Genomic DNA, 23658 nt, shown 5'->3' on the forward strand with positions numbered 1-23658 from the left:
GCGACATGCCCCGCATCGCCGTCGTGCCCGGTTCGTTCGACCCTGTCACCCTGGGTCACCTCGACGTCGTCGCGCGAGCCGCGAGGATCTTCGACGAGGTGCACGTCGTCGTCACCCACAACCCCGACAAGCACGCGTTCCTGCCGGTCGTCGAGCGCGAGGCGCTCATCGAGCGCTCGATCGAGGAGGCCCGCATCGAGGGCCAGATCCGCATCGCGAACTGGTCGATGGGCCTGCTCGTCGACTACTGCCAGCAAGTGGGCGCCGAGGTGCTCGTGAAGGGCATCCGCTCGTCGACCGACCTCTCGTACGAGACGCCGATGTCGATCGTGAACCGCAACCTCGCGGGCGTCGAGACGATCTTCATGCTCCCGAACCCCGAGAACGCGCACGTCTCGTCGAGCCTCGTGCGGCAGGTCTCGGAGCTCGGCGGCGACATCAGCCCCTACGTGCCGCGGGCGGTCGCCACCTTCCTGCAGTCGCGATGAGCGAGCCCGACCTCGAGCTGCGGGCCGTGCGGGGGATGGGCGAGATCCGTCCCGGCGACGACCTGCCGGCGCTCGTGGCCGACGCGATCGCGCCGCTCGAGCCGCGGGACGGCGACATCGTCGTCGTGACGAGCAAGGTCGTCTCGAAGGCCGAGGGACGCATCCGACCCGCGTCCGAGCGCGAGCAGGCGATCACCGAGGAGTCGGTGCGGCTCGTCGCCTCGCGCGCCTTCCCGGGCGGCATCACCCGCATCGTCGAGCACCGCTCGGGCCTCGTGCTCGCTGCGGCGGGTGTCGACGCGTCGAACACCGACGACGGCACGATCCTGCTCCTCCCGGAGGACTCGGATGCGTCGGCGCGCGCGATCGCCGAGCGGCTGCGGTCGCGCTTCGGTGCCGAGATCGGCGTCGTCGTGAGCGACACGCTCGGCCGCGCGTGGCGCGTCGGCCAGACCGACGTCGCGATCGGCGCCGCCGGCATCCGCGTGCTCGAGCCGCTCGCGGGCGCGCTCGACGCGAACGGCCGGCCGCTCGCCGTCACCGCCCCGGCGATCGCCGACGAGATCGCGGGCGCCGCCGACCTCGTCGCCGGCAAGGCCGACCGCGTGCCCGTCGTGCTCGTGCGCGGCCTCGGCCGGCACGTCACGGGCCTCGACGAGCCCGGCGCGACGCGGCTCGTGCGGCGCGAGGGCGACATGTTCCACCTCGGCTCCGACGAGGCCTACCGGCTCGGCCGCGAGGCGGGCAGGATCGACGCACTGGCAGAGGCGGGAGCGGCGCATGACGGCTGAGGAGCGCGAGGCGCGCGTGCTCGAGCACGTGCCCGACCTGCCGATGACCGCGGGGGAGCGCATCCAGCGCGCCGTGCAGAGCGTCATCTCGGGCAAGACCGACGAGATCCGCACCGTGCTCACGGTGCTGCTCGCCGAGGGGCACGTGCTGCTCGAGGACGTGCCGGGCGTCGGCAAGACGCAGCTCGCGCGCGCCTTCGCCGCCGCGATCGGCGGCACGGTGCGGCGCATCCAGTGCACGCCCGACCTGCTGCCGAGCGACATCACCGGCATGTCGGTGCTCGATCGCGCGAGCGGCGAGCTGCGGTTCCAGCCAGGCCCCGTCTTCGCCAACATCGTCATCGCCGACGAGATCAACCGCGCGAGCCCCAAGACGCAAGCGGCGCTGCTCGAGTGCATGGCCGAGGGGCAGGTGACGGTCGACGGCGTCACCCACCGGCTGCCGACGCCGTTCCTCGTCGTCGCGACGCAGAACCCCATCGACATGGAGGGCACGTACGCGCTGCCCGAGGCGCAGCGCGACCGCTTCATGGTGCGGCTCGAGCTCGGCTACCCCGACGAGGGCGCTGAGCTCGCGATGGTGCAGGCCCGCGAGACGGCCCAGCCGCTCGACGCGGTGCGGCCCGTGACGACCGACGCGCAGTTCTCGGCCGAGATCGCCGCCGCGCACGCGGTGCGCGCGCACGAGCTCGTCGAGCGCTACGCCGTGCGGCTCGCGCGCGCGACGCGCGAGCACCCCGACGTGCGGCTCGGTGCGAGCCCGCGCGCGACGCTCCAGCTCGTCCGGGCGGCGAAGGCGCGCGCCCACCTGCTCGGCCGCGACTGGCTCTCGCCCGACGACGTCAAGGCGCTCGCGGAGCACGTGCTGCCGCACCACCTCGTGATGCACGACCCGCGGGCCCGCCACGACGACGCGCGAGCGGTCGTCGCGCACGCGATCGCCTCCACCGTCGCGCCCGTCATGCGCTGATGGCCGCGCGCACGGGCCGGGCCGCGGGGGATCGGTCGAGGTCGAGGCTCACGCCCCGTGGCTTCGTGCTCGTGGTCGCCGGGCTCGGCCTCGTGCTCGCCGCCTACTGGGAGCGGCAGGTCGTGCTGCTCGTGCCGGCCGCGCTGTGCCTCGGCGTCGTCGCGCTCGGGCTCTGGTGGGCGATCGGCGCGGTCGGCCGCGTGCGGCTCGGCGTGCCCGGCGTCATCGCCGAGGGGCAGTCGGCGGCGCTCCGGATCGTCGGCGACGCGCGGCAGGTCGGCGCGCGCTGGTCGACGTGGGCGCCGGGCCCCGAGCGCTTCCTGCTGCTCGAGGGCGACCTCCGCGAGGCGGCGCAGGCCTCGGTCGAGCTCGGCGCGCACCCGCGCGGGCGCTGGCGGCTCGCGCCGGTCGAGGTGACGACGCTCGACCCCTTCCGCGTCGTGCGCACGACGCGCTCGATCGACCCGCGCGCGAGCCTCGTCGTCGGGCCGGAGGTGCTCGCGGTCGGCTCGAGCGAGCTGCGCTCGAACCGCACGGAGGGCCGGCTCGCCCAGTCGCGCACGGCCGACGAGGTCGACGCGATGGTGCGCGAGTGGCGGCCGGGCGACCCGCAGCGCCGCGTGCACTGGCGGCAGAGCGCGAAGCGCGGCGAGCTCATGGTGCGCCAGGAGGCGAACCCCGCGACCGACGACGACATCGTCGTCGTCGACACGGCCCGCGCCGCGGGCCGGGGCCGCGACGCGGAGGACCGGCTCGCGCGGGCCGCGTGCTCGATCGCGCTCGCGCTCGCGGGCCGCGACCGCGCCGTGCAGGTGCGCGAGACGGGGGAGCCGTCGCTGCCGGGCGCCGATTGGCGTGACCTGCGCTCGGCGCTCGCGGCCTTCGCGTCGTTCGAGGCGCACGCCGCCGAGGAGCCGCGGCCGATGGACGCCGACGCGGCGCACGTCGTCGCGCTCGAGGAGGCGGCCCCCGAAGGGTGGTCGCTCGCGCCCGGCACGACCCTGTGGCTCGTCGCGCGCCCGGGCGACCCGCCCAGGCGCATCTCCGCCGGCTCGCGCGTCGCCGTCCACCGCTGGATCGACCGCGCCGGCCCCGTGCGGGAGCTCGCGTGAGCGCCCCCGTCATCGACCGCGAGCGGACGACGAGCCCGCCCGAGCCGAGCCGTCGCGCGAGGCGGCCTCGGCGTGTGCACGCCGGTCCGGTCGAGACGACCGCGCTCGCCGTGCTGCCGATCGCCTGGCTGTGGTCGACCGGCACGGTGCTCGGCGACGGCTGGCTGCTGCCCGCGCTCGGCGCTGTGCTCACGATGGCGCTCGTCGCGGCGCTCGCCCGCACGCTCATGCCCGCGTTCGTCGCGACGGGCGTCGCCGCGCTCGTGGGCGTCGGCTGGATCACGGCGGTCTCGGCGCCCGACGAGGCGCTCCTCGGGGTCATCCCGACACCGGAGTCGACGAGGGTCTCGATGAGCGCGCTCGGCGAGGGCGTGCAGGCGATCGCGTGGGCGCTCCGCACGCCGATCGAGGCGGAGGGGGCCGTGCTCGCCGCGGTCGTCGCGGGTGCGGTCGTGCTCGCGCTCGGCGTCGACCTGCTCGGCCACGCGATGCGGCTGCCGGCGCTCGCGGTGCTGCTCGCTGCGGCGCCGCTGCTGCTGCCGATCGCGTTCCGCGCCGACATCCCGTGGTGGCACGCGCTCCCGGGAGCCGCGGCGTCGGCGCTCGCGCTCGCGGGCCCCGCGATCGACGAGCGCGTCGCGATCGGCCGCGGATGGGTCGCCCCCGTCGCGCTCGTCGGCGTCGCCGCGGCGCTCGCGGCGGCCGTGCCGCTCGTCGCGCCGAGCCCGCGCGACGTCGCGCTCGACCTGCCGACGCTCGAGGAGCTGCTGCGCACCCCGACGCCCGTGCTGCAGACCGACATCGACCTCGGCGACGAGCTGCGCAGGCCCGAGCCGCGGCAGGTCTTCACCTACTCGACGAGCGACGGGCTGCCGATCGTCACGCGGCTCATGACGCTGCCGGAGGCAGGGGAGGACGGCTTCCGGCAGGTGGAGGCGGCGGCGGGGGCTCCGGACGTGCTCGTCGAGGGCGCGGACCTCGGCGTGCCGATGCAGCTCACCGTGCGCATGAGCCCCGTGCGCGCCGAGAGCCTGCCGACGCCCGAACGCGTCGCTGGCGCAGCCGCGCCCGAGGGGGCGCACTGGGACGACGCGAACGACGCGCTGCGCATCGAGGGGAGCGTCGAGACCGACGGGCTCGAGTTCACCTCCTCCGGCACGCGCTCGCCGGAGCTCGCGAGCCTCGTCGGGGATGCGTCGACGGGGCACGACGAGCTCACCGCGCTGCCGGAGCGGGCCGAGCGGTTCCGCGAGCTGGGAGGCTCCCTCGTGACGGCCGAGATGGGCACGGCCGACCGCATCCGCGCCGTGCACGCGTTCATGACCACGGGCACGTGGGACTACTCCGAGCGGCTCGACCTGCCCGGCTTCGCAGGCGCCTCGGGTGATGGCTGGGAGGCGCTCGAGGGCTTCCTCGAGACCCGGAGCGGCTACTGCGTGCACTACGCGAGCGCGACCGGTGCGCTGCTGCGCGGCGCGGGCGTGCCCGCGCGCGTCGTCGTCGGCTTCCTGCCTGGCGACGAGATCACCGGCGGTCGCTCGGTCACGACCAACCACATGCACTCGTGGGCCGAGGCGTGGGTCGACGGCGCCGGGTGGGTGCGGGTCGAGACGACCCCGGGGGCCGGCACGGGCGAGGCGAGCCCGGAGGGCGACGAGCAGACGCAGGCGCCGACGCCCACGCCGACCGAGACGGCCGCGCCCACGCCGACGCCGAGCGCGACGCAGAGCGCCGCGCCGACGACCGCGCCGACCGCCTCCGCCTCGCCGTCCGCGCCCGGCGTCGCCGAGCCCGGCGCGGCCGCGATCGACTGGGCGGTGCTGCGCCCCTGGCTCATCGGCGCGGCGATCCTGCTGCTCGTCGCGCTCCCGTTCCTCGTGCGCCAGGCGCAGCGGGCGGCGCGGCTGCGGCGCGGGGCGCCGGGCGGCTGGCACGAGCTGCGCGCGGCCCTCGCCGACGCGGGCACGCGCCTGCCGGCGTCGGCGACCCCGGGCGAGGTGCGCGCGGCGATCGGCGCCCGCCTCGGCGACGACGCCGAGGCGCGGAGCGCGGCCGATCGGGTGCGGCTCGCCGCCGAGCGGGCCGTGTTCGACGCGGGGCCGCGCGAGCGGGGCGCGGTCGACGCCGACGTGCGGATCGTGCGGCGCGCGCTCGCGCGCTCGCAGCCGCTGTGGCGGCGCGCCCTCACGACGGCGCTGCCGCCGAGCCTCATGCGCGTCGTGCTGCCCGTCGAGGAGTGAGTCGCGCTCGCGAGCAGCTGCGCATCCGGCTCGACGTAGGCTGGGCCTCGTGCAGTGGTCGATCGTCATCCCGGTGAAGGGCTCGATCGGCAAGTCGCGCCTCGCGGCGGGCGACGCGCGCGCGGCGCTCGCGGTCGCGTTCGCCCGCGACGCCATCACGGCCGCGTGCCGGAGCGCATCCGCCGATCAGGTGATCGTCGTGACGAGCGACCCCGCGGTGACCGATGGGCTCGAGGGCGTGCGCGTCGTCGACGACCCGAGCGGCGGCCTGCTCGCGGCGATCGACGCCGGCCTCTCGACGATCGACCCCGCGGCGCCCGCCGCGGTGCTGCTCGGCGACCTGCCCGCGCTCACGCCCGACGAGCTCGACGCCGCGCTCGCGCTCGCGGAGCGGGAGCACCGCGCCTTCGTGCCCGACGCGATCGCGGTCGGCACGACGATGCTGACGGCGACGCGGGCGGATGCGCTCCGGCCGCGATTCGGTCCCGGCTCGGCAGAGCGGCACCGGCAGGCGGGGCACGTCGAGCTGCCCGTCGCGCCGGGCACGGGGCTGCGGCTCGACGTCGACGAGCTCGCCGACCTGCACACCGCCATGGATGCGGGCGTCGGCCCGCACACGCGAGCGGTGCTCGCGCAGGCGTCGCTGCCGGCGTAGGCGCGCGCGGCCGAGTCAGTCAGCGGCTCGGGGCGCGGGACGAGCGGCGCGCACCCGTTCGGCGAGTGCGAGCGCGTCCTCGGCGACCTGCTGCGCCGGCGCGCCGGGGGTGAGCAGCAGCGGCCGCGCCTCGGCGACGATCCCGAGCTCGGCGAGCGCGCCGATCGAGCCGGCGTCCTCCTCGGCGAGCAGCCAGCCGTCGAGCAGCCCGCCCGCCCGACGCGCGCCGTAGTGCGCGGCGACCGCAGCCGCATCCGCCTCGACTCCGATGACCGCGAGGCACGTGGCCGCCATGCCGCGGAGCGCCCTGCCCGCGATGAGCGGCGCGACGCCGACGATGGGCGCTGGCGCCGTCTCGAGCGCGTCGCGCACGCCCGGGATGCCGAGGATCGTGCCGATCGAGACGACCGGGTTCGACGGCGCGATGAGCAGCACGTCGGCGCTCGCGATCGCCTCGCGCGCGGCGTGCGAGATGCGCGAGCGCTCGAGCCCGTGCTGCACGAACCGGCGCGCGGGCAGCTCGGCGCGCGTGCGCACCCACCACTCCTCGAAGTGGATGACGCCCTCGTCGGTCACGACGTGCGTCGGCACCTCGTCGTTCGTGACGGGCAGCAGCTGCGCCCCGAGGTCCCAGCGCGCGGAGAGCCGCGCGGTCGCCTCGGTGAGGCTTGCGCCGTCGCGCAGCATCGCCGTGCGCGCCAAGTGGGTTCCGAGGTCGAGGTCGCCGAGCGTGAACCACGGCCAGCCGACGCCGTACGCGGCGAGCTCCGCGGCGACGCGCTCGCTCTCGCCCGCGCGGCCCCAGCCGCGCTCGGTGTCGCCGACGCCCGCGAGCGCGTACATGAGCGAGTCGAGGTCGGGGCACACCTTGACGCCCGCGAGCCACATGTCGTCGCCGACGTTCGCGACGACCGTGATCGCAGTCGCGTCGCCGTGCAGCGCGCGCGCCGCGTCTCGCAGCCCGAGGGCGAAGCGGGCGCCGCCGACGCCGCCGGCGAGCACGGTGATCCTCATGAGGCCATCCTCCGGTAGCGGATCGCGACCCCGCCAGGCCGCTCGTCGATCTCGGCGTCGACCCCGTAGACGGCGCGGATGCGCTCGGGGGTCAGGACGTCGGACGGGGCGCCGCTCGCGACGACCCGGCCCCGGTCGACGAGCACGACGCGGTCGGCGTGGGTCGCGGCGAGCGCGAGGTCGTGCACGGTCATGACGACGGGGCGGTCGGCGGCGAGGCGGCGCACGAGCTCGAGCAGCTCGAGCTGCCAGGCGACGTCGAGGTGGTTCGTCGGCTCGTCGAGCAGGAGCAGGCCGGGCTGGTCGCCCGACTGCTGCGCGAGGGCGCGCGCGAGGTGCACGCGCTGCAGCTCGCCGCCCGAGAGCTCGGCGAGCGGGCGCTCGGCGAGCGGCGCCGCGCCCGCGGCCTCGAGCGCGGCGTCGACGTGCCGGTCGTCGCCGAGCGAGAAGCCGAGCATGCGATGGTGCGGCGTGCGGCCGAGCCGCACCGCCTCGCGCGCGGTGAGCTGCGGCGCGCCCTCGGCGAGCTGCTCGACGAGCGCGACGCGCCTCGCGCGCTCGCGCGCCGGCATCGCGTCGAGCCGCTCGCCGCCGAGCAGCACGCGGCCGCCGCGCTCGGCGCGCTCGGGCACGACGCCCGCGATGGCCCGCAGCATCGTCGACTTGCCGGCGCCGTTCGGGCCGACGAGCGCCGTGAGCCGCCCCGCGGGCGCGCTCCAGGTCGCGTCGTCGACGAGCGCGCGGCCGCGCACGCGCACCGAGAGCGCCTCGACCTCCAGACCCGTAGCGCTCACGTGCGCACCCGCCCCGAGAGCATGAGCGCCGCGAAGACCGGCGCGCCGATGAGCGCCGTGACGATGCCGACCGGCAGCTCGCGCGGGTCGAACACCGCGCGCGCGACGGTGTCGCTCACGAGCAGCACGAGCGCGCCCGCGAGCGCCGACAGCGGCAGCAGCCGCGCGTGCCCCGCGCCGACCGCGAGCCGCACCGCGTGCGGCACGACGAGCCCGACGAACCCGATCGCGCCCGAGACCGACACGAGCACGCCGGTCACGAGCGCGCTCGCGATGAGCAGCGCCCACCGCGTGCGGCGCGCGTCGACGCCGAGCGCGCCCGCCGCGGCGTCGCCGAGCGCGAGCGCGTCGAGCAGCCGTCCGGTCGGCAGCAGCGCGAGTGCGAGCCCGGCGCCGACGAGGGCGACGGTCGCCGTCGGCCACGTGATGGCCGCGAGCGAGCCGAGCAGCCACGCGAGGATCTCGCGGTAGGCATCGCCGTCGGCGCCCCAGAAGATGACGAGGCTCACGAGCGCGCTCGCGGCGGATGCGACCACGACGCCCGCGAGCACGGTGCGGGTCGGGGTGGCACCCCCGGCCGCCGCGGCGAGCCCGAGCGTCACGAGCAGCGCCGCGAGCGCGCCGACGAACGCCGCGACGGGCAGCAGCACGCCGAGGCCGGCGATGAGCACGAGCACCGCGCCGACCGAGGCGCCGGAGGAGACGCCGAGCAGGTAGGGGTCGGCGAGCGGGTTGCGCACGAGCGCCTGCATGATGGCGCCGACGATCGCGAGGCCGGCGCCGACGGCGCACGCGGCGAGCGCGCGCGGCAGCCGCAGGTCGACGACGATCGCGTCGTCGACGGCGCCGAGCGGCGACTCGCCGATGCCGAGCCGGGCGAGGATCGCGCCGAGCGCCTCGAGCGGCCCGATGCCGGCCGGGCCGGCGCTCGCGGCGACCGCGATCGCGATGACGAGCAGGCCGCCGAGCGCGAGCGCGAGCAGCAGTGCCGGGCTGCGACGGCGCCGCGCTCCGCGGGTCGGATGTGCGGCGATCGGCGCTCGGGAGCCGCTCGCGGCAGCCGATGCGCGCACATCTGCGGCGGCGGGGAGCTCACGGCCGGCGGCCGGCCTCTCGGTGCGCGTCATCCGAGCCCCAGCTCCCGCACCTCGCGCGCGACGAGGGCCACCGCATCCACCGTCCCGACCCCCGCTTCCGCCATCGGGAACGGCACGACGACGAAGCGCTCCTCGCGCACCGCCTCGAGCGCCGCGGTCGCGGGGTTCGCGCGCAGCCGCTCGACCTTCGAGGCGGCCGTGTGCCACGGCGCGTCGACGAGCACGATGACGTCGGGATCGCTCGCCGCGACCGCTTCCCACGAGAGCGTCGCCCAGCCGTCGTCGAGCTCGCCCGCGACGTTGTCGAGCCCCGCGGTCTCGAGCACGAGCTGCGGCGCGCCGGTGCCGCCGCCGACGTAGGGCGCGTCCTCGCCGGAGGAGTACCAGAGCGCGCTCGGCGCACCCTCGAGCGGCTCGATCGCCGCGAGCGCCGCGCGCTGCTCATCGACGAGCGCGCCGCCGGCCTCGGGCACGCCGAGCATCGCGCCCGCGTCGCCGAGCTCGGCGAACAGCCCCTCCCAGTCGAGCGGCGGCACCTCGGTCGACCAGCACGCGGCGGGGGAGACCCACGTCGTCACGCCGAGCTCGTGCAGCTGCGCGCGGTCGCCGATCGCCTCCGGCGCGAACGCCGACTCCCAGCCCGCGATGATCGCGTCGGGCTCGAGCGCGAGCACCGCCTCCCGCGAGGGCATCCCGTCGATCGTGGGCGCGTCGGCGCCCTCGAGCGGCCCGTCGAGGAAGGCGGTCGCGACGAGCGCGTCGCCGAGCCCGAGCGCGACGACGAGCTCGGCGGCGGTCGACTTCACCGCGACGATGCGCTCCGCGGGCTCGTCCATCGGCACGACCTCGACACCGCAGTCCTCGATCGCGCCGGCCTGCTCGGCCGACAGCGACGCGGTCGGCATCGCCGACCCCGCACAACCGACGAGCACGAGCGCGGCGGCGATCGTCGAGACGAGAGCGGGGCGGCGGGACACTTCAGGCTCCTCGGGCAGGCTGGCGCGAACGGTGTGCATGGGTTCGCGCGCGGAGGTGATGCCCGGCGCTCGACCACTGTATCGCCGCTCGGCCGCCGCGCGCCCTCCGCGCCGCCCGGCGCAGCGCCGCCGATAGCCTGGAGCGGGCCCGCTCGGCCCGCGACCGACGAGAGCGAGGAGTGCACCACATGCAGTTCGATCCGGCCGACGGCGCCCGCGCCCGCGAGCTCGACCCGCTCATCCTCCACTCGTGGTCGAAGCACGGCTCGACCAACCCCTTCACCGTCGCGCGCGGCGAGGGCGTGCGGCTGTGGGACTACGACGGCCGCGAGTACCTCGACTTCTCGAGCCAGCTCGTCAACACCAACATCGGCCACTCCCACCCGAAGGTCGTCGAGGCCATCCAGCGCCAGGCCGCGCAGCTCGCGACCGTCGCGCCCGCCACGACGAACCTCGCGCGCGGCGAGGCGGCCGAGCGCATCCTGTCGAAGATCGATGACATGGCCGCCGTCTTCTTCACGAACGGCGGGGCGGATGCGGTCGAGAACGCGATCCGGATGGCTCGCGTGCACACGGGGCGGGCCAAGGTCGTCTCGCACTACCGCTCGTACCACGGCAACACCGGCGCCGCCGTGAACGCGACGGGCGACCAGCGCCGCATCGGCAACGAGTTCGCGACCGGTCACGTGCACGTGTTCGGCCCCTTCCTCTACCGCTCCGAGTTCTGGGCCGAGACCGAGGAGCAGGAGTCGGAGCGCGCGCTCCAGCACATGCGGCGCGTGATCGAGGCCGAGGGCCCGTCGACGATCGCCGCGATCATGGTCGAGGGGCTCCCGGGTACCGCCGGCATCCTCGTGCCGCCGCCCGGCTACCTGCAGGGCCTGCGCGAGCTCGCCGATGAGCACGGCATCGTGCTCATCCTCGACGAGGTGATGGCGGGCTTCGGCCGCACGGGCCACTGGTTCGCGCACCAGCACGACGGCGTGCGCCCCGACCTCGTGACCTTCGCGAAGGGCGTGAACTCCGGCTACGTGCCGGTCGGCGGCGTCATCATCAACGACCGCGTGCTCGAGACGTTCAAGCAGCGGGCCATCCCCGGCGGGCTCACCTACGCGGGGCACCCGCTCGCGGCCGCCTCGATCGTCGCGACGATCGACGCGATGACCGAGGAGGGCATCGTCGAGCACGCCGCCCACCTCGGCGCCGACATCCTGGGTCCCGGGCTCCGCGAGCTCGCGGGGCGGCACGAGATCATCGGCGAGGCGCGCGGTCGCGGCTGCTTCTGGGCCCTCGACCTCGTGACCGACCGCGACTCGCGCGAGCCGGTCGACGCATCCGTCGTCGCGAGCCTCAAGTCGTCGCTGCTCGAGCGCGGCTACGTGCCGTTCACGACCGACAACCGCATCCACGTCGTGCCGCCGCTCGTGATGAGCGACGACGACGCGCGCCGCGGCCTCGAGATCCTCGACGACGCCTTCTCGGCGCTGAAGGCATGAGCATCCACCTGCTGGGCGGCGGCTGGGCCGACGACGAGTCGGCCTGGACCGGCCGCTTCGTCGCCGAGGCCCGTGAGCGCGCCGAGGTCGCGCCCGTCATCGCGTGCGTGCTGTGGGCGGAGGACGCCGAGGAGGGCGAGCGCTGGCACGGCGACTACCGCGACGACCTCACGAGGCTCGGCGCGGGCGAGGTGCGCATCGTGCAGCTCGGCCCCGATCGCGAGCTGCGCCCGACCGACCTCGGCAGCGCCGACGGCATCTTCGTCGGCGGCGGGCTCACGCCCGGCTACCACCGCGCCATCATGCCGGCGGCCGACACGATCCGCGGTCTCGTCGCCTCGGGCGTGCCCTACGCGGGCTACTCGGCGGGCGCGATGATCGCGGGCGACGTCGCGCTGCTCGGCGGCTGGCGCATCGGCGGCGTGCCCGTCTGCCCCGAGGCGAGCAGCGAGCAGCTCGACGAGGTCACGCTCGACGCCGGCCTCGGCCTCGTCGACCTCGTCGTCGACGTGCACGCGGCGCAGTACGGCAACCTCTCGCGCGCCGTCGCGATCGTGCACGCGAGTCTCGCCGATCGGGTCGTCGCGATCGACGAGCGCACGTCGCTCATCGTCGGCGCCGGGGGCCTCGTCGTCGCCGGCGAGGGCAGCGTCTGGACGGCCGAGCGCGAGCCCGACACCGATCGCGTCTCGGTCGCCGTGCTCGGGGCATGACGAAGCCGCTCGCCGAGCTCGTCGACGCCGGTTGGGCGGATGCGCTCCGCCCGGTCGAGCACGTCGTGCACGACCTGGGCGAGCGGTTGCGCGCCGAGGTCGCCGAGGGGCGCCCCTACCTTCCGCCGGGCGACGCGGTGCTGCGCGCCTTCCGGCGGCCGCTCGACGACGTGCGCGTGCTGGTCGTCGGGCAGGACCCCTACCCGACGCCCGGTCACTCGATCGGGCTCGCCTTCGCCGTCGAGCGGCACGTGCGGCCGCTGCCGCGCTCGCTGAACAACATCTATCGCGAGCTGCACGACGACTTGGGGCTCGAGCCCGCGCCACACGGAGACCTGACGGCGTGGGCCGACCAGGGCGTGCTGCTGCTCAACCGCGTGCTCACGGTGCAGGCGGGCGTCACCGACTCGCACCGCGGCTGGGGCTGGGAGCGCGTGACGGAGGCCGCGATCCGCGCCCTCGTCGCGAGGCGACGGCCCGACGGCTCGCGCGCTCCGCTCGTCGCGATCCTGTGGGGCAACAAGGCGCACGCGCTCGCACCGCTGCTCGAGGGCGTGCCGACGATCGCGTCGGCGCACCCCTCGCCGCTCAGCGCCCGGCGCGGCTTCTTCGGCTCGCGGCCGTTCTCACGCGCGAACGCCGCGCTCGTCGCGCAGGGCGCCGCACCCGTCGACTGGCGCATCCCCGCCGAGGCCTGAGCCGGACAAGTCTGAGGAATTCCGCAACATCGTTGTGGAACCCGTCCTGCTCGGCGATGCTGTCGCCAGCGGCCGCACGGGCCGCGGGGGAGGAACGGCATGACAGCGACGCGCTACCGGGCTCGCACGAGCTTCGCGATGGGCACGCTCACGGTGGTGCTCATCGCGCTCGGGCTGAGCGTCGTGGTCGGCATCGGACTCGTCGCGGCCATCGCTCCCGAGCTGCAGGGCTCGCCGGTGGGCGTGCTCTACGGGCTGCTGCTCGGGGTGCCGGCCGTCGGCGCCGTGGTGGTCGCGAGGGCCGGCGTGCGCCGCCACTACAACCCGTGGATCGCCGGAGCGCTCGTCGTCGCCGGCGCGACGCTCTTCGCGCTCGCCCTCTTCTCGCTCGTGCAGCTGCGGCCCGGCGGCGTGCCCGTCGTCGCGCTGACCGGCGCGCTCGTCGCCCTCGTCGCCGTCGCGCTCGCCGTGCGGCGCCGCAGCCCGCGCGCCTGACGCGCGCCCGCGCATCCGGACCGCGTCGATCCTGTCGGGTCGTCCGGCAGGATGGGACGACCATGTCGCCCCGCCTCCGCATCTGGCTCGCCGCGCTCGTGCTCGCGCTGCCGCCGCTCGTCATCGCCGTGACGTGGGTGGCGCTCGCGGATCGGCTGCCCGAGGTGATCGCGACCCACTGGTCGGGCGCCGACGTCGCCGACGGCTTCTCGGAGGCCCAGCCGATGGCGACCTGGCTGCTCGCCGCGACCGGGGCGATGCTCATCGTCGGCCTCGTGCTCGCCGCCGTGACGATCGACGGCCGGTTGCGCGCGATGCTGCTCTCGTGCCTCGCCGCGGTGAGCGGCATGCTCGCGGGGGCCTTCATCGCCTCGGTCGGGGCGACGCTGCAGGCCGGCAGCGCCGAGCAGGCCGTGCTCGGCGCGTGGCTGCTCGTGCTCCTCGCGCCCCTGGCGCTGCTGCTCGTGCCGTGGTTCGTCCATCCGCGCGAGGCGGAGACCGCGGCCGGCCCGGCCGAGCGCATGGCGCTGCCCGAGAGCGACGCGACCGAGTGGCAGGGCGAGCTCGGCTCGGCGGTGTTCGCATGGCTCGGAGTGGTCGTGCTCGCGCTCGGTGCGGTCATCGCCCTCGTTGCGCCCGAAACGGGAGCGGTCCCGCTGCGCGTGCTGCTCGGCATCGTCATGGCGGCATCGGCGCTCGTGCTGCTGGCCCTCGCGCGCATCCGCGTCACGGTTGATCAGCGGGCGCTGCGCGTGCGGAGCGCCGCCCTCGCCGTGCCGCTGCGCACGATCGCGACCGAGCGCATCCGCGCCGTCGACGCCGCCGTCATCGAGCCGGTGCAGTGGGGCGGATGGGGCTACCGCGGCCTGCCCGGGCAGGTCGCGATCGTGCTGCGCAAGGGCCCCGGCATCGTCGTGACGACGCGCGAGGGCAGCCGCTTCGCCGTCACGGTCGAGCGCGCGGCGGAGGGTGCCGCGGTGCTCGCGGGCATCGTCGAGCGCTCGCGGCAGCGGCTCGAGTGAGCGGCGCGCCGGAGCCCGTGTCGGTGACGGGTGCCACGATGGGAGCCGTGAACGACTTCGAGGCCTGGCGCGACGCGCGGCAGCGCGCCGACGCGGCGGCGGCCGCGGCGGCCGCTGCGAGCGACGCGCACGCGACGGTGACCGATCTCGGCCCCGGCTTCTGGATGGTGACGGTCGCCGGCGCGACGCGCGGCTTCATCACGCAGATCGAGGTGAAGGGCGAGCTGCGCTTCGAGGCGCGGCTGCGCCACATCAACCCCGGCCAGGGCACCCGCATCGGCGAGTACTGGGAGCTCGAGCGGGCGATCGCGGCGATCCTCGAGGAGCCGCCGCGCATCGTCGGCCGCGACCCGTTCCGCGAGCTCACGAACTACGCCACGCGCGACCAGATGCGCGAGCGCACCGAGCGCAAGCGGCTGCAGCGGCGAGCGAACCGGTACTTCGGGTGAGCGCGATCCACGAGCTCGGGGCGCTCGAGCTCTGGCGGCTGCTGCACGCGCGGCAGCTGAGCGCCGTCGAGGTCGCCGCCCACTTCCTCGACCGCATCGAGCGGCTCGACGAGGCGAACGCGTTCGTGCACGTCGACGTCGAGCTCGCGCTCCGCCGCGCGCGCGAGCTCGACGACGCCGACGACCGCACCGGGCTCATCCACGGGCTGCCGTTCGCCGACAAGGCGCTCTCGCTCCGCGAGGGGCAGCCGGCCGACATGGGCAGCCGCTGGCTCGAGGGCACGATCGCCGACGCGACCGACCCGCTGCCGCGCGTGCTCGACGCGGGTGGCGGCGTCGTGCTCGGCCGCACCGCCTCGCCCGAGTTCGGCTTCGCGGGCTACACGCGCTCGGCCCTGCATGGCTTCACGACGCTGCCCGGCCGGCCCGACCTGCACGCCGGCGGCTCCTCGGGCGGCGCGGCCGCCGCGGTCGCGCAGGGACTGCTGCCGTTCGCGCCCGGCTCCGACGGGGGCGGCTCGATCCGCATCCCGGCCGCGACGTGCGGGCTCGTCGGGCTCAAGCCCACGCGAGGTCGGATCCCGGCGCAAGGCGGCGTCGGCCAGGTCGGCGGGCTCGCGACCGCGGGCGCGATCGCGCGCTCCGTGATCGACGTCGCGCTCCTCACCGACGCGCTCATCGGCCGCGTCAACGGCGTCGCGCCGCACGAGCTCGTGCTCCGCTCGCCCGAGCGCGACGACGGCTCGCTGCTCGCGGCGGCGATCCGCGGCGAGGGCCGCTACCGCATCGCGGTCATGACGGGCGGCACGCCGTGGGACTCGAGCGACGACATCCGCATCGCCCCCGAGGCGACCGCGGCGGTCGACGAGACCGTCGCGCTGCTCGAGCGCTTCGGGCACGAGGTCGGCGAGGTGGCGCTGCCGGATGCGTCGGGCTACCCCGAGGCGTTCACCGACCTGTGGCGAGGCGGTGCGGCGACGATCCCCATCCCCGTCGAGGAGCGCGACCGGCTCGAGCCGCTCGCTCGCTGGATCATCGAGTCGAGCGACGCGCTCACCGCGGGCGGGCTCGCGAAGGCGCAGCTGTGGGCGACCGACTTCGAGCGGCGCGTGCTCGCGGCCTTCGCGCCGTGGGATGCGGTGCTCACGCCCGTCACGGCCCTCACGCCCCGGCCGCTCGACTGGTACCCGATCGACGACGGCGAGGCCGACTTCCGGCACCAGGTGCTGCACACGCCGCACACCTCGTTCGTGAACCTCACGGGCCTGCCGGCGATCGCGCTGCCGGTGCACCGGATAGCCGACGGGCTCTCGATGGGCGTGCAGCTGATCGGCCGTCCGGGGGAGGAGGCGACGCTGCTCGCGATCGGCCGCCAGCTCGAGCGCCGCGTGCCGTGGGAGCAGCGCATCGTCGACCGCATGCGCCCCTGACACCCCGCCGTCGCTCGTCGACCAGGCGCCGCACGCGCCGCCCCCGCCCGATCGTCGAGTAGGCGCCGAAGGCGCCGTATCGAGACGATCTCGATGCGCGCGCTGCGCGCGCTACTCGATCGACGGAGGACGCTTCGGCAGGTAGCCGCCCAGCTCGAGCCCCGCCTCGATCTCCCACTTGTTCGTGAGCCCGTCGAGGCCGGCCGCGAAGTACATCGGGATGAACCACAGCCCGTAGCGCTCCCACTGCCGGCGGTGCACGTCCTCGTGCGCGAGGATGTCGGGGCTCGTCGCGCTCCGCGTGAGGAACGTCGCGCCGACCGTCGTGCCGCCGCGGCCGAACGCCCAGGACGGCAGGCCCGAGATGACGGTGAGCTCGCCGACCTGGCGCTCCTCGCCGCCGAGCATCCGCCCCCACAGCCGCGCCGCCTCGGTCGCGACGCGGTGGCCCGCCGCGGCGACGGGTCGCGCGGTCACCGCGCGGAAGGCGGGCCCGGCGAGGGAGCGGCCGAGCGCGCCGACGCGCGCGCCGACCGTGGCGATCGGGGAGCGGTGGACGGCCATGCGGCCGACGATAGCGCGCCGATACGCTGAGGCCATGACCCGCGTCCCGCCCCGCACGGCTCCCGAGCCCGCGCGGCGCGGCGGGCACGGGGATGCGCCGAGGCCGACGCCGTGAAGATCGCGATGGTGTCGATGCACACCTCGCCCGCCGACCGTCCCGGCAAGGGCGACGCGGGCGGCATGAACGTCGTCGTGCTCGAGAGCGCCCTCGCGCTCGCCGCGCACGGCCACGACGTCGACCTCTTCACGCGCTCCCCGGGCGCCGAGCACGCCGAGACGATCGCCCCGCGCGTCACGCTCCGCGCCCTCGACACGGGCGGCGGCATCGTGCGCAAGCACGACCTGCCGAACCTCGCCGACGCGTTCGGCGAGCAGCTCGAGCGCGCAGCGCTCACCGCGAGCGTGCCCTACGACGTCATCCACGCGCACTACTGGCTCTCGGGCCTCGCGGCGCTCCCGGTCTCGCTCTCGCTCGGCATGCCGATCGTGCAGACGTTCCACACGCTCGCGGAGGAGAAGAACCGCCGCGTCGCCGACGGCGATCGGCCCGAGCCCGAGCGGCGCCTCCTGACGGAGCGCTACCTCGCCGGCCAGGTCGACGCGATCGCTGCCGTCTCACGCGCGGAGGTCGACGTGCTGTGCGACGCGGTCGGCGCGAGCGCCGAGCGCGTCTGGCTCGTGCCGCCCGCGGTCGACGCGCAGCGCTTCCAACCCGGGCCCATCCCGGCGCGGCTCGACCTGCGCAACCGGCTCGGCGTGCTCCCCGAGCAGGGCCTCATCGCGGTCGTCGGCCGCGTGCAGCCGCTCAAGGGCCAGGACCTCGCCGTCCGCATGCTCGAGCACCTGCCCGACGCGGTGCTCGTCATCGCGGGCGACGCGGTCCCGGGCGACGAGCGCTACCTCGAGTCGCTCCACGACATCGCGCGCGAGGTGGGCGTCGAGGGCCGCGTGCGCCACATCGGCAGCCTCGAGCGCGACGCGCTCGCGCAGCTGCTCGACGCCGCCGACGTCGTCGTCGTGCCGAGCCGCACCGAGTCGTTCGGCCTCGTGCCGCTCGAGGCGGCCGCGTGCGGCACGCCCGTCGTCGCGGCGCGCGTCGGCGGGCTGTGCGAGTCGGTCGTCGATGGCGAGACGGGCGTGCTCATCGACGGCCGCGACCCCGAGGAGTGGGCGGATGCGGTCGACGCGATCCTGGGCGACACCGAGCTCGCGCTCGAGCTCGGCCTCGCGGGCCGCCGCGCCGCGACCCGCCGCGACTGGGAGGACGTCGCCCTCGAGCTCGAGACGGTCTACCGCGCCGCCGTCCGCGCGCGCGCCTGACGCGACCCGACGCATCCGCCCCCAGGCACGCGAAGAGAGGGCGGGCCGAAGCCCGCCCCCTCCGATCGAGCGCCCGGAGGCCCGGGATCAGCGGTCGACCACCTCAGCCTCGACGTGGTCGCCCTCGCTCTGCGTCGAGCTCGAGCCCGCGCCGAGCTGGCCCTGGTTGGCCGAGCCGCCGTGCTTGAGCGCGGCGAGGCGCGCCTCGATCTCGGTCTGGCGGCCGACGTCCTCGAGTGCTTCGAACTGCGCGTCGAGGGTCGAGGCGGCGAGCTCCTGCTGGCCCATGACCTTCGCCTCCTCGCGGCGGATCTTGTCCTCGAAGCGGCCGATCTCGCTCGTGGGGTCGAGGATGTCGATCGACTTGACGGCGTCGTGCACCTGCGACTGCGCCTCGGCGACCTTCGCGCGCGCGATGAGCTCGGAGCGCTTCGACTTCAGCTGGTCGAGCTTCTGCTTCATCGTGTCGAGGCCGGTCTTGAGCTTGTCGACGACCTCGTTCTGCGAGCGGATCGACGGCTCGGCGGCGCGCGCCTCCTGCTCCGACTGCATCTGCTTGCCGAGCGCGACCTTCGCGAGGTTGTCGAACTTGTCGGCGTCGGGCTTGCCCTCGGCGCGCAGCTGGTCGGCACGCTGCGAGGCGGCGAGCGCCTTGCGGCCCCAGTCCTCGGCGGCGCGCACGTCCTCCTGGTAGTCCTGCTCCTGCAGGCGCAGGTTGCCGATCGTCTGCGCGATGGCGGCCTCGGCCTCGGCGATCGAGTTGGTGTAGTCGCGCACCATCTGGTCGAGCATCTTCTGCGGGTCCTCGGCCTGGTCGAGGAGCGCGTTGATGTTGGCCTTCGCGAGCTGCGCGATGCGGCCGAGGATGGACTGCTTGGACATGGGGTTCCTTCCTGCACTGCCGCCGAGGCGGCCTCTGATCGATTGTCGTCTGGTCATGCTCTGCAAGTGGTGAGTGGATGGTTGGGGTCGCGTGGGCGGTGCACGTGCGCGGGTGCCGGGTCAGTCCCCGAAGCCGCCCCCGCCGCCGCCGAAGCCGCCGCCACCGCCGGAGAACCCGCCGAAGCCGCCGCCGAAGAAGCCGCCCCCGCCGCCGCCGAAGCCGCCCCCGCCGCCGGAGAAGAGGTCGCCGAGGCCACCGCCCCCGCCGCCGTCGCCGCCGCCCCAGCCGCCGCCGTGGTGGCCCGAGCCGCTCAGCATGTCGCCGAGGATGTAGCCGAGCAGGCCGCCCGTGAGCATGTCCTGCCCGCGACCGCCGCCGCCGCGGTAGTACGGGTTCTGCGCCCGCCCGCCCCAGCCGCCGATGTCGTGCGACGCATCCTGCATCGCCTGCTCGGCGTGCTGCGACGCGGCCTGCGCGTACTGCATCGCCGTCGCCGGATCCTGCTGCGCGAGTCGCAGCGCTTGCGCGAGCTCCTGCTGTGCGGTCGCGAGCAGCTGCCGGGCGTGCATGCCGACGCCGATGCGGCGCGTGTGGATGTAGTCCTCGGCGCGGTCGATGTTCGCGCGCGCCGAGCCGATCCAGCGGTCGAGGCTCGCGCGCTGCCGCTCGAGCTGGATGCCGCCCTGCCGCAGCTGCGCGGTCGCCTCGTCGAGGCGCTGGTTGGCGCGCTGCAGGTTCGCGAGCACGGCGAGCGTGTCGGTCGGGCGGCGCTGCGCGAGCGCGACCTGCTCCTCGACGTGCTGGATGAGCGGACGGAGGTCGACGCGGTCGGTGCTGCGGAGCGTCTTCGCGGCGGCGATGTCGCCGATCGAGTCCTCGACGAGGCCGCGCAGCTGCTGCGCGGAGTTGCCGAGGTCCTGCTCGGCGCGCTCGACGGCCGCGAGCAGCCCCGAGGCCTGGGCGAGCGCCGCCTCGGCGGCGTGCACGGCGAGCGCGGCCGCCGCGCCGTCGCCGCGGCTCACGGCGTCGCGGCCCGCCGCGATCGACTGGTCGATGTTCGGCAGCTGGCGCTCGGCGCCCGCGATGTTCTCGCGCACGGGCTCGATCGACGAGCCGGAGTGCACGTCGTCGAGCCGGTCGAGGATCGCGCGCGCGTTGGCGATGCGGCCGTCGAGCGCCTGCCGCGACTGCGCGACCGCCTCGAGCACCTGCGGGGCGTTGCGCTCGAGGTCGCGCAGCTGCTCGAACGAGCCGGCGTGGCTCGCGAGCTCCTGGCCCGCGCCCTCGGCGATCTGCAGGATGCGGCTCGACCACTCGTGCCGCTCCTGGTCGGTGTCGGGGAAGGCGTCGTCGAGCTGCTGCTGGAGCGCGAACGCCTCGCGGAGCCCGCCCTTCGCCTTCTCGAGCGCCTCGCGGTAGGGACGCACCGCATCCTCGCCGAACTGCGCGCCCGCGAAGGCGAGCTCCTGCTCGCTCTGCTGCACGGTGTCGTCGAGCTGCACGAGCGCGATGTCGGCGCGCTGCTTGAGCTCGTCGAGGCTCAGCTGCTGCTGCTTCTTCGCGGCGATCTCGCCCTGCTTCTTCTTGCGCGAGCGCATGCCGCGCGAGACGAGCCACGCGCCGCCGCCGATGACCGCGGCACCGCCGACGAGCGCCACGACGGGCAGCACGGCCGAGCCGTCGACGTTGACCTGGGTGCCGCCGCCGTCATCCGGCGAGGCGATGGCCTCGCCGACCGCAGTGCTGAAGCCCGTGACAGCCCCTTGCACGTCGCCGTTGTTGAGGGCGGGGACGAGGTCCTGCTGCAGCAGCTGCTGCACCTCTGCCTCGGACAGCGGATAGTTCGGATGCCACGCGTAGCCGTACAGCCCGTCGTCCATCGCAATCGAGACGAGCAGGTCGTCGGGCTGCAGGCCGGAGGCGTTGGCAGCCTCCTCGGACCACTGCCCCTGGGAGAGGCCGTCGAAGCTGTCGATCACCACGACGTAGACGTCGCCCGGCGAGGTCGCGTTGTCCTCCTCGAGCGCGGTCGTGAGCTGCTGGTCGAGATCCGCGTAGTCGCCGGTCTCGTCGACGAAGGGGTCGTCGCCGACGTCGACCGGGTCCTCGGTCGCGAGCGCTCCGGCGGAGAGCCCCAGCGACGTCGCCGCCCCGAGGGCGACCACGGCGAACGGGCGAACGAACCGGACCTGCATCTGCGCTCCCTGCCTGCGGCACTCCTGCGATGCCGACGTTTTCGCGAGTCTAACCAGCGCAGGTGTCTGTCAGCCCGGGGGTTGGCCCCCATGTGCGCCCGCTGTCAGCGAACGGGCGTCAGCCGATCCGGTACGGATCGCCGACGACGACGCGCTGCGCGCCGCTCGCATCGGTGAGCCAGACGAGCGGGGCCGGTGCGGCGTGGTCGCTGCCGCCGCTGCACCCGACCGGCGCGGCGAGCACGAGGGGCACGCCCAGCATGACGGTCCCGTCCGTGCCTCCGCCCTCGCCCTCGATCGAGCCGTGGCGACCCGAGCCCAGCAGTCGATCGACGGCGGTGTCGGCGGGGTCGGGCGCCTCGATGATCCTGCCTGTGCCGCGCTCGACGAGCGCGACGCCGATGCCGTCGACCTGGAACGACGCATCCTCGAGGAAGGTGAAGGCGACGTCCGCGGTGCCGTCACCCGGATCGTCCTCGAACGCGATGTCGACGCCGATCGCCGCCTCCGCATCCTCGATCGCGCACGCCTCTGCGGCTTGCGCGGCGCCGGCCGCGCCGGCGTCGCCGCCGGAGTCCTGCCCGGCCGCGGGCGCCTGCTCCTGCTCGGGCGCCGCCTCCTGGCCCGCGCCCTGCTCCGACATGACGGTGCTCGACGGCGACATCGGCGAGAGCCCTGGCACGACGAAGGGCGCGACGATGAGCACGCCCGCGCCCGTCGCCGCCGCGGTGACCGCCGCGACCTTCGGGCGCCGCCGCTTCCGCGCTCGCTCGACCACCGCATCCACGTCGAGCCTGCCCGCAGGGCCGGGCAGCTCCTGCAGCCGGCGCCGCAGCTCGTCCTCGCCGCTCATGCGAGCCCTCCCGGCGCTCGCTCCTCGCGCTGCAGGCGACCCTGCTCGCGCTCGAGGATCCCGCGCAGCTTCCGCAGCGCATCCGACAGGTACCGCTTCACCGCGCCCGCCGAGATGCCGAGCTCGGTCGCGATCTGCTCGACAGTGCGGTCCTCGTCGTAGCGGAGCACGATGCACGCGCGCTCGCGCGGCGTGAGCCGCTGCAGGCGCGCGGCCATGTCGAGCCGCTCGCCCGTGAGCGTCGAGCCTGAGTCGAGCCGCTCGCGCTCGCCGACGAGCGGCGCGATGCGGCGCCACCGCTGCCCGCGCCGCGCGCGGTCGAGGAAGCGGTTGGCGATCGCCCGCCGCACGTAGGCCTCGGCCTGCTCGACCTCGAAGCCGTTGCGCAGCCGACCGAACGTCGCCGCGAGCGCGTCCTGCACCATGTCGCGCGCCTCCTCCTCATCGCCGCTGAGGAGCATCGCGTACCGCACGAGCGCATCGCCGCGCTCGGCGACCAGCTCGGCCACCACCAGCTCCCACCTGGCTGCCACGCGATCCTCCCTCTACCCCTGTCGACGAACGAGCGCAGTCGATCGTTGGGGTCAAGCTCCGGCCGCGCGCATGCGCTCGGCGAGCGGGGGGTTGGATGCGTCCAGGTGCTCGAGCACGCTCGCTCGCGTCTCGGGGCTCTTGTTCTGGCTCATCTTCGACTTGGCGTCGACGTCGCGCACGGTCAGCCGGAGGCCGATCGTGCCCATCGCCATGCCGCGGTTGCCCTCGTCGTCGATGTCGAGCCGCACGCCGCGCTCGGGCGCGTACGCCCGCTCGAAGTGCGCGACGAGCTGCGCGAGCGTGCGCATGTTGGCGTCGGCGTCGAGCACCTCGACGTCGCAGCGCATCGATGCCATCTCGAAGTTCCACGTCGGCACCTGCCCGGCGTCGTCGCCGACGTACCAGCTGGGTGACACGTAGCCGTGCGCGCCCTGCGCGACGACGAGCATCTCGTGCGGGCCCGGCTCGAGCAGCCCGTGCAGCCGCGCGTCGGCGCGGCCGAGGTGCGTCAGCAGCGCGAGCTCGCCCTCGGGCGCGGATTCGTCGAGCAGCACGGGGGAGGGGGATGCGACGGGCCCGCTCGCGGGATGCGACACGAGCAGCATCCACGGAGCGCGGCGGAGGAGGTCGCGCACCTCGGCGTCGCCGATGCGGTAGAGCGGATTGGGCTGCACGCCCCCATGGTGGCGCATGGAGCGCGCTCCGCGCGCCCCGCCGCGCGCGCCGCTGCTTCCCGCTCTCTTCGCAGATGTGTGGCGATCGGCTTCCATGCCGCCGCCTTGCCAGCCGATCCTCACACATCTCTCGACGGCGCTCGTGGTAGCGGACGTCCCCATCCACACGAGGTGTCCGGCGGTGCTCGCGGTGC

At 75.4% G+C, this 23658-nt stretch carries 24 protein-coding genes; 14 read left to right on the top strand and 10 right to left on the bottom strand.

Going from position 1 to position 23658, the window contains the following annotated elements; genetic code table 11:
- Nucleotides 1-5: 5 nt before the first annotated feature.
- The 6 genes from coaD to cofC are packed head-to-tail and all read left to right on the top strand — an operon-like array spanning nucleotide 6 to nucleotide 6256.
- Entirely contained in the window at nucleotides 6-488 is a 483-nt protein-coding gene (coaD, locus tag H508_RS0110080) for a pantetheine-phosphate adenylyltransferase (RefSeq protein ID WP_021011079.1), read from the top strand.
- On the top strand, nucleotides 485-1279 hold the full coding sequence (gene cofE, locus H508_RS15755) for a coenzyme F420-0:L-glutamate ligase (RefSeq protein ID WP_035254720.1): 795 nt from the start codon (nucleotides 485-487) through the stop codon (nucleotides 1277-1279). Before coaD ends, cofE begins: the two co-directional genes overlap by 4 nt.
- Entirely contained in the window at nucleotides 1269-2249 is a 981-nt protein-coding gene (locus H508_RS15760) for an AAA family ATPase (protein ID WP_051223210.1), read from the top strand. The genes cofE and H508_RS15760 overlap by 11 nt, the downstream gene beginning before the upstream one ends.
- A complete protein-coding gene (locus H508_RS0110095; RefSeq protein ID WP_156906057.1) occupies nucleotides 2249-3361 on the top strand; it encodes a DUF58 domain-containing protein in 1113 nt (370 codons plus the stop codon). Before H508_RS15760 ends, H508_RS0110095 begins: the two co-directional genes overlap by 1 nt.
- Nucleotides 3358-5601, top strand: coding sequence for a transglutaminase-like domain-containing protein (locus H508_RS0110100; RefSeq protein ID WP_026373970.1), 2244 nt, complete (start codon nucleotides 3358-3360; stop codon nucleotides 5599-5601). Before H508_RS0110095 ends, H508_RS0110100 begins: the two co-directional genes overlap by 4 nt.
- A 49-nt stretch (nucleotides 5602-5650) precedes the next feature.
- Complete coding sequence (cofC, locus tag H508_RS0110105) at nucleotides 5651-6256, top strand: 2-phospho-L-lactate guanylyltransferase (protein WP_026373971.1); 606 nt, start codon at nucleotides 5651-5653, stop codon at nucleotides 6254-6256.
- A gap of 15 nt (nucleotides 6257-6271) precedes the next feature.
- Here the strand turns inward: cofC and cofD are convergent, their stop codons facing one another.
- Genes cofD through H508_RS15775 form a run of 4 tightly spaced genes read right to left on the bottom strand, consistent with a single transcriptional unit; the run spans nucleotide 6272 to nucleotide 10138 of the window.
- Entirely contained in the window at nucleotides 6272-7270 is a 999-nt protein-coding gene (gene cofD, locus H508_RS15765) for a 2-phospho-L-lactate transferase (protein WP_051223212.1), read from the bottom strand.
- Nucleotides 7267-8064 carry an ABC transporter ATP-binding protein gene (locus tag H508_RS15770; protein WP_084155277.1) on the bottom strand — a complete coding sequence of 266 codons (798 nt, stop codon included), beginning with the start codon at nucleotides 8062-8064 and terminating at the stop codon, nucleotides 7267-7269. The genes cofD and H508_RS15770 overlap by 4 nt, the downstream gene beginning before the upstream one ends.
- Complete coding sequence (locus H508_RS0110120; protein WP_084155278.1) at nucleotides 8061-9191, bottom strand: iron chelate uptake ABC transporter family permease subunit; 1131 nt, start codon at nucleotides 9189-9191, stop codon at nucleotides 8061-8063. Before H508_RS0110120 ends, H508_RS15770 begins: the two co-directional genes overlap by 4 nt.
- Nucleotides 9188-10138 (bottom strand): ABC transporter substrate-binding protein, encoded by a 951-nt coding sequence (locus tag H508_RS15775; RefSeq protein WP_035254722.1) that lies wholly within the window; start codon nucleotides 10136-10138, stop codon nucleotides 9188-9190. The genes H508_RS0110120 and H508_RS15775 overlap by 4 nt, the downstream gene beginning before the upstream one ends.
- Nucleotides 10139-10326: 188 nt before the next feature.
- Between H508_RS15775 and H508_RS0110130 the strand changes: the two genes are divergently transcribed.
- From H508_RS0110130 to H508_RS0110165, 7 genes are all read left to right on the top strand, one after another.
- Nucleotides 10327-11634, top strand: coding sequence for an aspartate aminotransferase family protein (locus H508_RS0110130; RefSeq protein WP_026373973.1), 1308 nt, complete (start codon nucleotides 10327-10329; stop codon nucleotides 11632-11634).
- Nucleotides 11631-12347 (top strand): Type 1 glutamine amidotransferase-like domain-containing protein, encoded by a 717-nt coding sequence (locus H508_RS15780; RefSeq protein WP_035254724.1) that lies wholly within the window; start codon nucleotides 11631-11633, stop codon nucleotides 12345-12347. Before H508_RS0110130 ends, H508_RS15780 begins: the two co-directional genes overlap by 4 nt.
- Complete coding sequence (locus H508_RS0110140) at nucleotides 12344-13045, top strand: uracil-DNA glycosylase (RefSeq protein WP_026373974.1); 702 nt, start codon at nucleotides 12344-12346, stop codon at nucleotides 13043-13045. Before H508_RS15780 ends, H508_RS0110140 begins: the two co-directional genes overlap by 4 nt.
- Before the next feature lie 99 nt (nucleotides 13046-13144).
- A complete protein-coding gene (locus tag H508_RS0110145; RefSeq protein ID WP_026373975.1) occupies nucleotides 13145-13540 on the top strand; it encodes a hypothetical protein in 396 nt (131 codons plus the stop codon).
- A gap of 62 nt (nucleotides 13541-13602) precedes the next feature.
- Complete coding sequence (locus H508_RS0110150; RefSeq protein WP_026373976.1) at nucleotides 13603-14562, top strand: SdpI family protein; 960 nt, start codon at nucleotides 13603-13605, stop codon at nucleotides 14560-14562.
- Nucleotides 14563-14609: 47 nt separating this feature from the next.
- Nucleotides 14610-15011: a hypothetical protein gene (locus H508_RS15785; protein WP_035254726.1), complete on the top strand. Its 402-nt coding sequence runs from the start codon at nucleotides 14610-14612 to the stop codon at nucleotides 15009-15011.
- The gene (locus H508_RS0110165) at nucleotides 15008-16441 is read left to right on the top strand and encodes an amidase (RefSeq protein ID WP_026373978.1); all 1434 of its coding nucleotides are present in this window, start codon (nucleotides 15008-15010) and stop codon (nucleotides 16439-16441) included. The genes H508_RS15785 and H508_RS0110165 overlap by 4 nt, the downstream gene beginning before the upstream one ends.
- A gap of 111 nt (nucleotides 16442-16552) precedes the next feature.
- Here the strand turns inward: H508_RS0110165 and H508_RS0110170 are convergent, their stop codons facing one another.
- Nucleotides 16553-17005, bottom strand: coding sequence for a hypothetical protein (locus H508_RS0110170; RefSeq protein ID WP_156906058.1), 453 nt, complete (start codon nucleotides 17003-17005; stop codon nucleotides 16553-16555).
- 111 nt (nucleotides 17006-17116) lie between these two features.
- Between H508_RS0110170 and H508_RS0110175 the strand changes: the two genes are divergently transcribed.
- Nucleotides 17117-18325 carry a glycosyltransferase gene (locus tag H508_RS0110175; protein ID WP_026373980.1) on the top strand — a complete coding sequence of 403 codons (1209 nt, stop codon included), beginning with the start codon at nucleotides 17117-17119 and terminating at the stop codon, nucleotides 18323-18325.
- An 87-nt stretch (nucleotides 18326-18412) separates the two neighbouring features.
- Here H508_RS0110175 and H508_RS0110180 read toward each other — a convergent pair whose 3' ends face one another.
- The 5 genes from H508_RS0110180 to H508_RS17555 form a co-directional block, all read right to left on the bottom strand.
- Nucleotides 18413-19207: a PspA/IM30 family protein gene (locus H508_RS0110180; RefSeq protein WP_021011102.1), complete on the bottom strand. Its 795-nt coding sequence runs from the start codon at nucleotides 19205-19207 to the stop codon at nucleotides 18413-18415.
- A 120-nt stretch (nucleotides 19208-19327) separates the two neighbouring features.
- Nucleotides 19328-21403, bottom strand: coding sequence for a TPM domain-containing protein (locus H508_RS17930; protein ID WP_035254729.1), 2076 nt, complete (start codon nucleotides 21401-21403; stop codon nucleotides 19328-19330).
- Nucleotides 21404-21521: 118 nt separating this feature from the next.
- Nucleotides 21522-22256 (bottom strand): hypothetical protein, encoded by a 735-nt coding sequence (locus tag H508_RS0110190; protein WP_026373981.1) that lies wholly within the window; start codon nucleotides 22254-22256, stop codon nucleotides 21522-21524.
- The gene (locus tag H508_RS15795) at nucleotides 22253-22789 is read right to left on the bottom strand and encodes a sigma-70 family RNA polymerase sigma factor (RefSeq protein ID WP_051223215.1); all 537 of its coding nucleotides are present in this window, start codon (nucleotides 22787-22789) and stop codon (nucleotides 22253-22255) included. Before H508_RS15795 ends, H508_RS0110190 begins: the two co-directional genes overlap by 4 nt.
- 51 nt (nucleotides 22790-22840) lie before the next feature.
- Nucleotides 22841-23464, bottom strand: a complete 624-nt coding sequence (locus H508_RS17555; RefSeq protein ID WP_035254730.1) for an FMN-binding negative transcriptional regulator — start codon at nucleotides 23462-23464, stop codon at nucleotides 22841-22843.
- Between the last annotated feature and the right edge of the window lie 194 nt (nucleotides 23465-23658).

Origin of the sequence: Agrococcus lahaulensis DSM 17612, assembly GCF_000425105.1 — a bacterium.
Lineage (GTDB): Bacteria > Actinomycetota > Actinomycetes > Actinomycetales > Microbacteriaceae > Agrococcus > Agrococcus lahaulensis.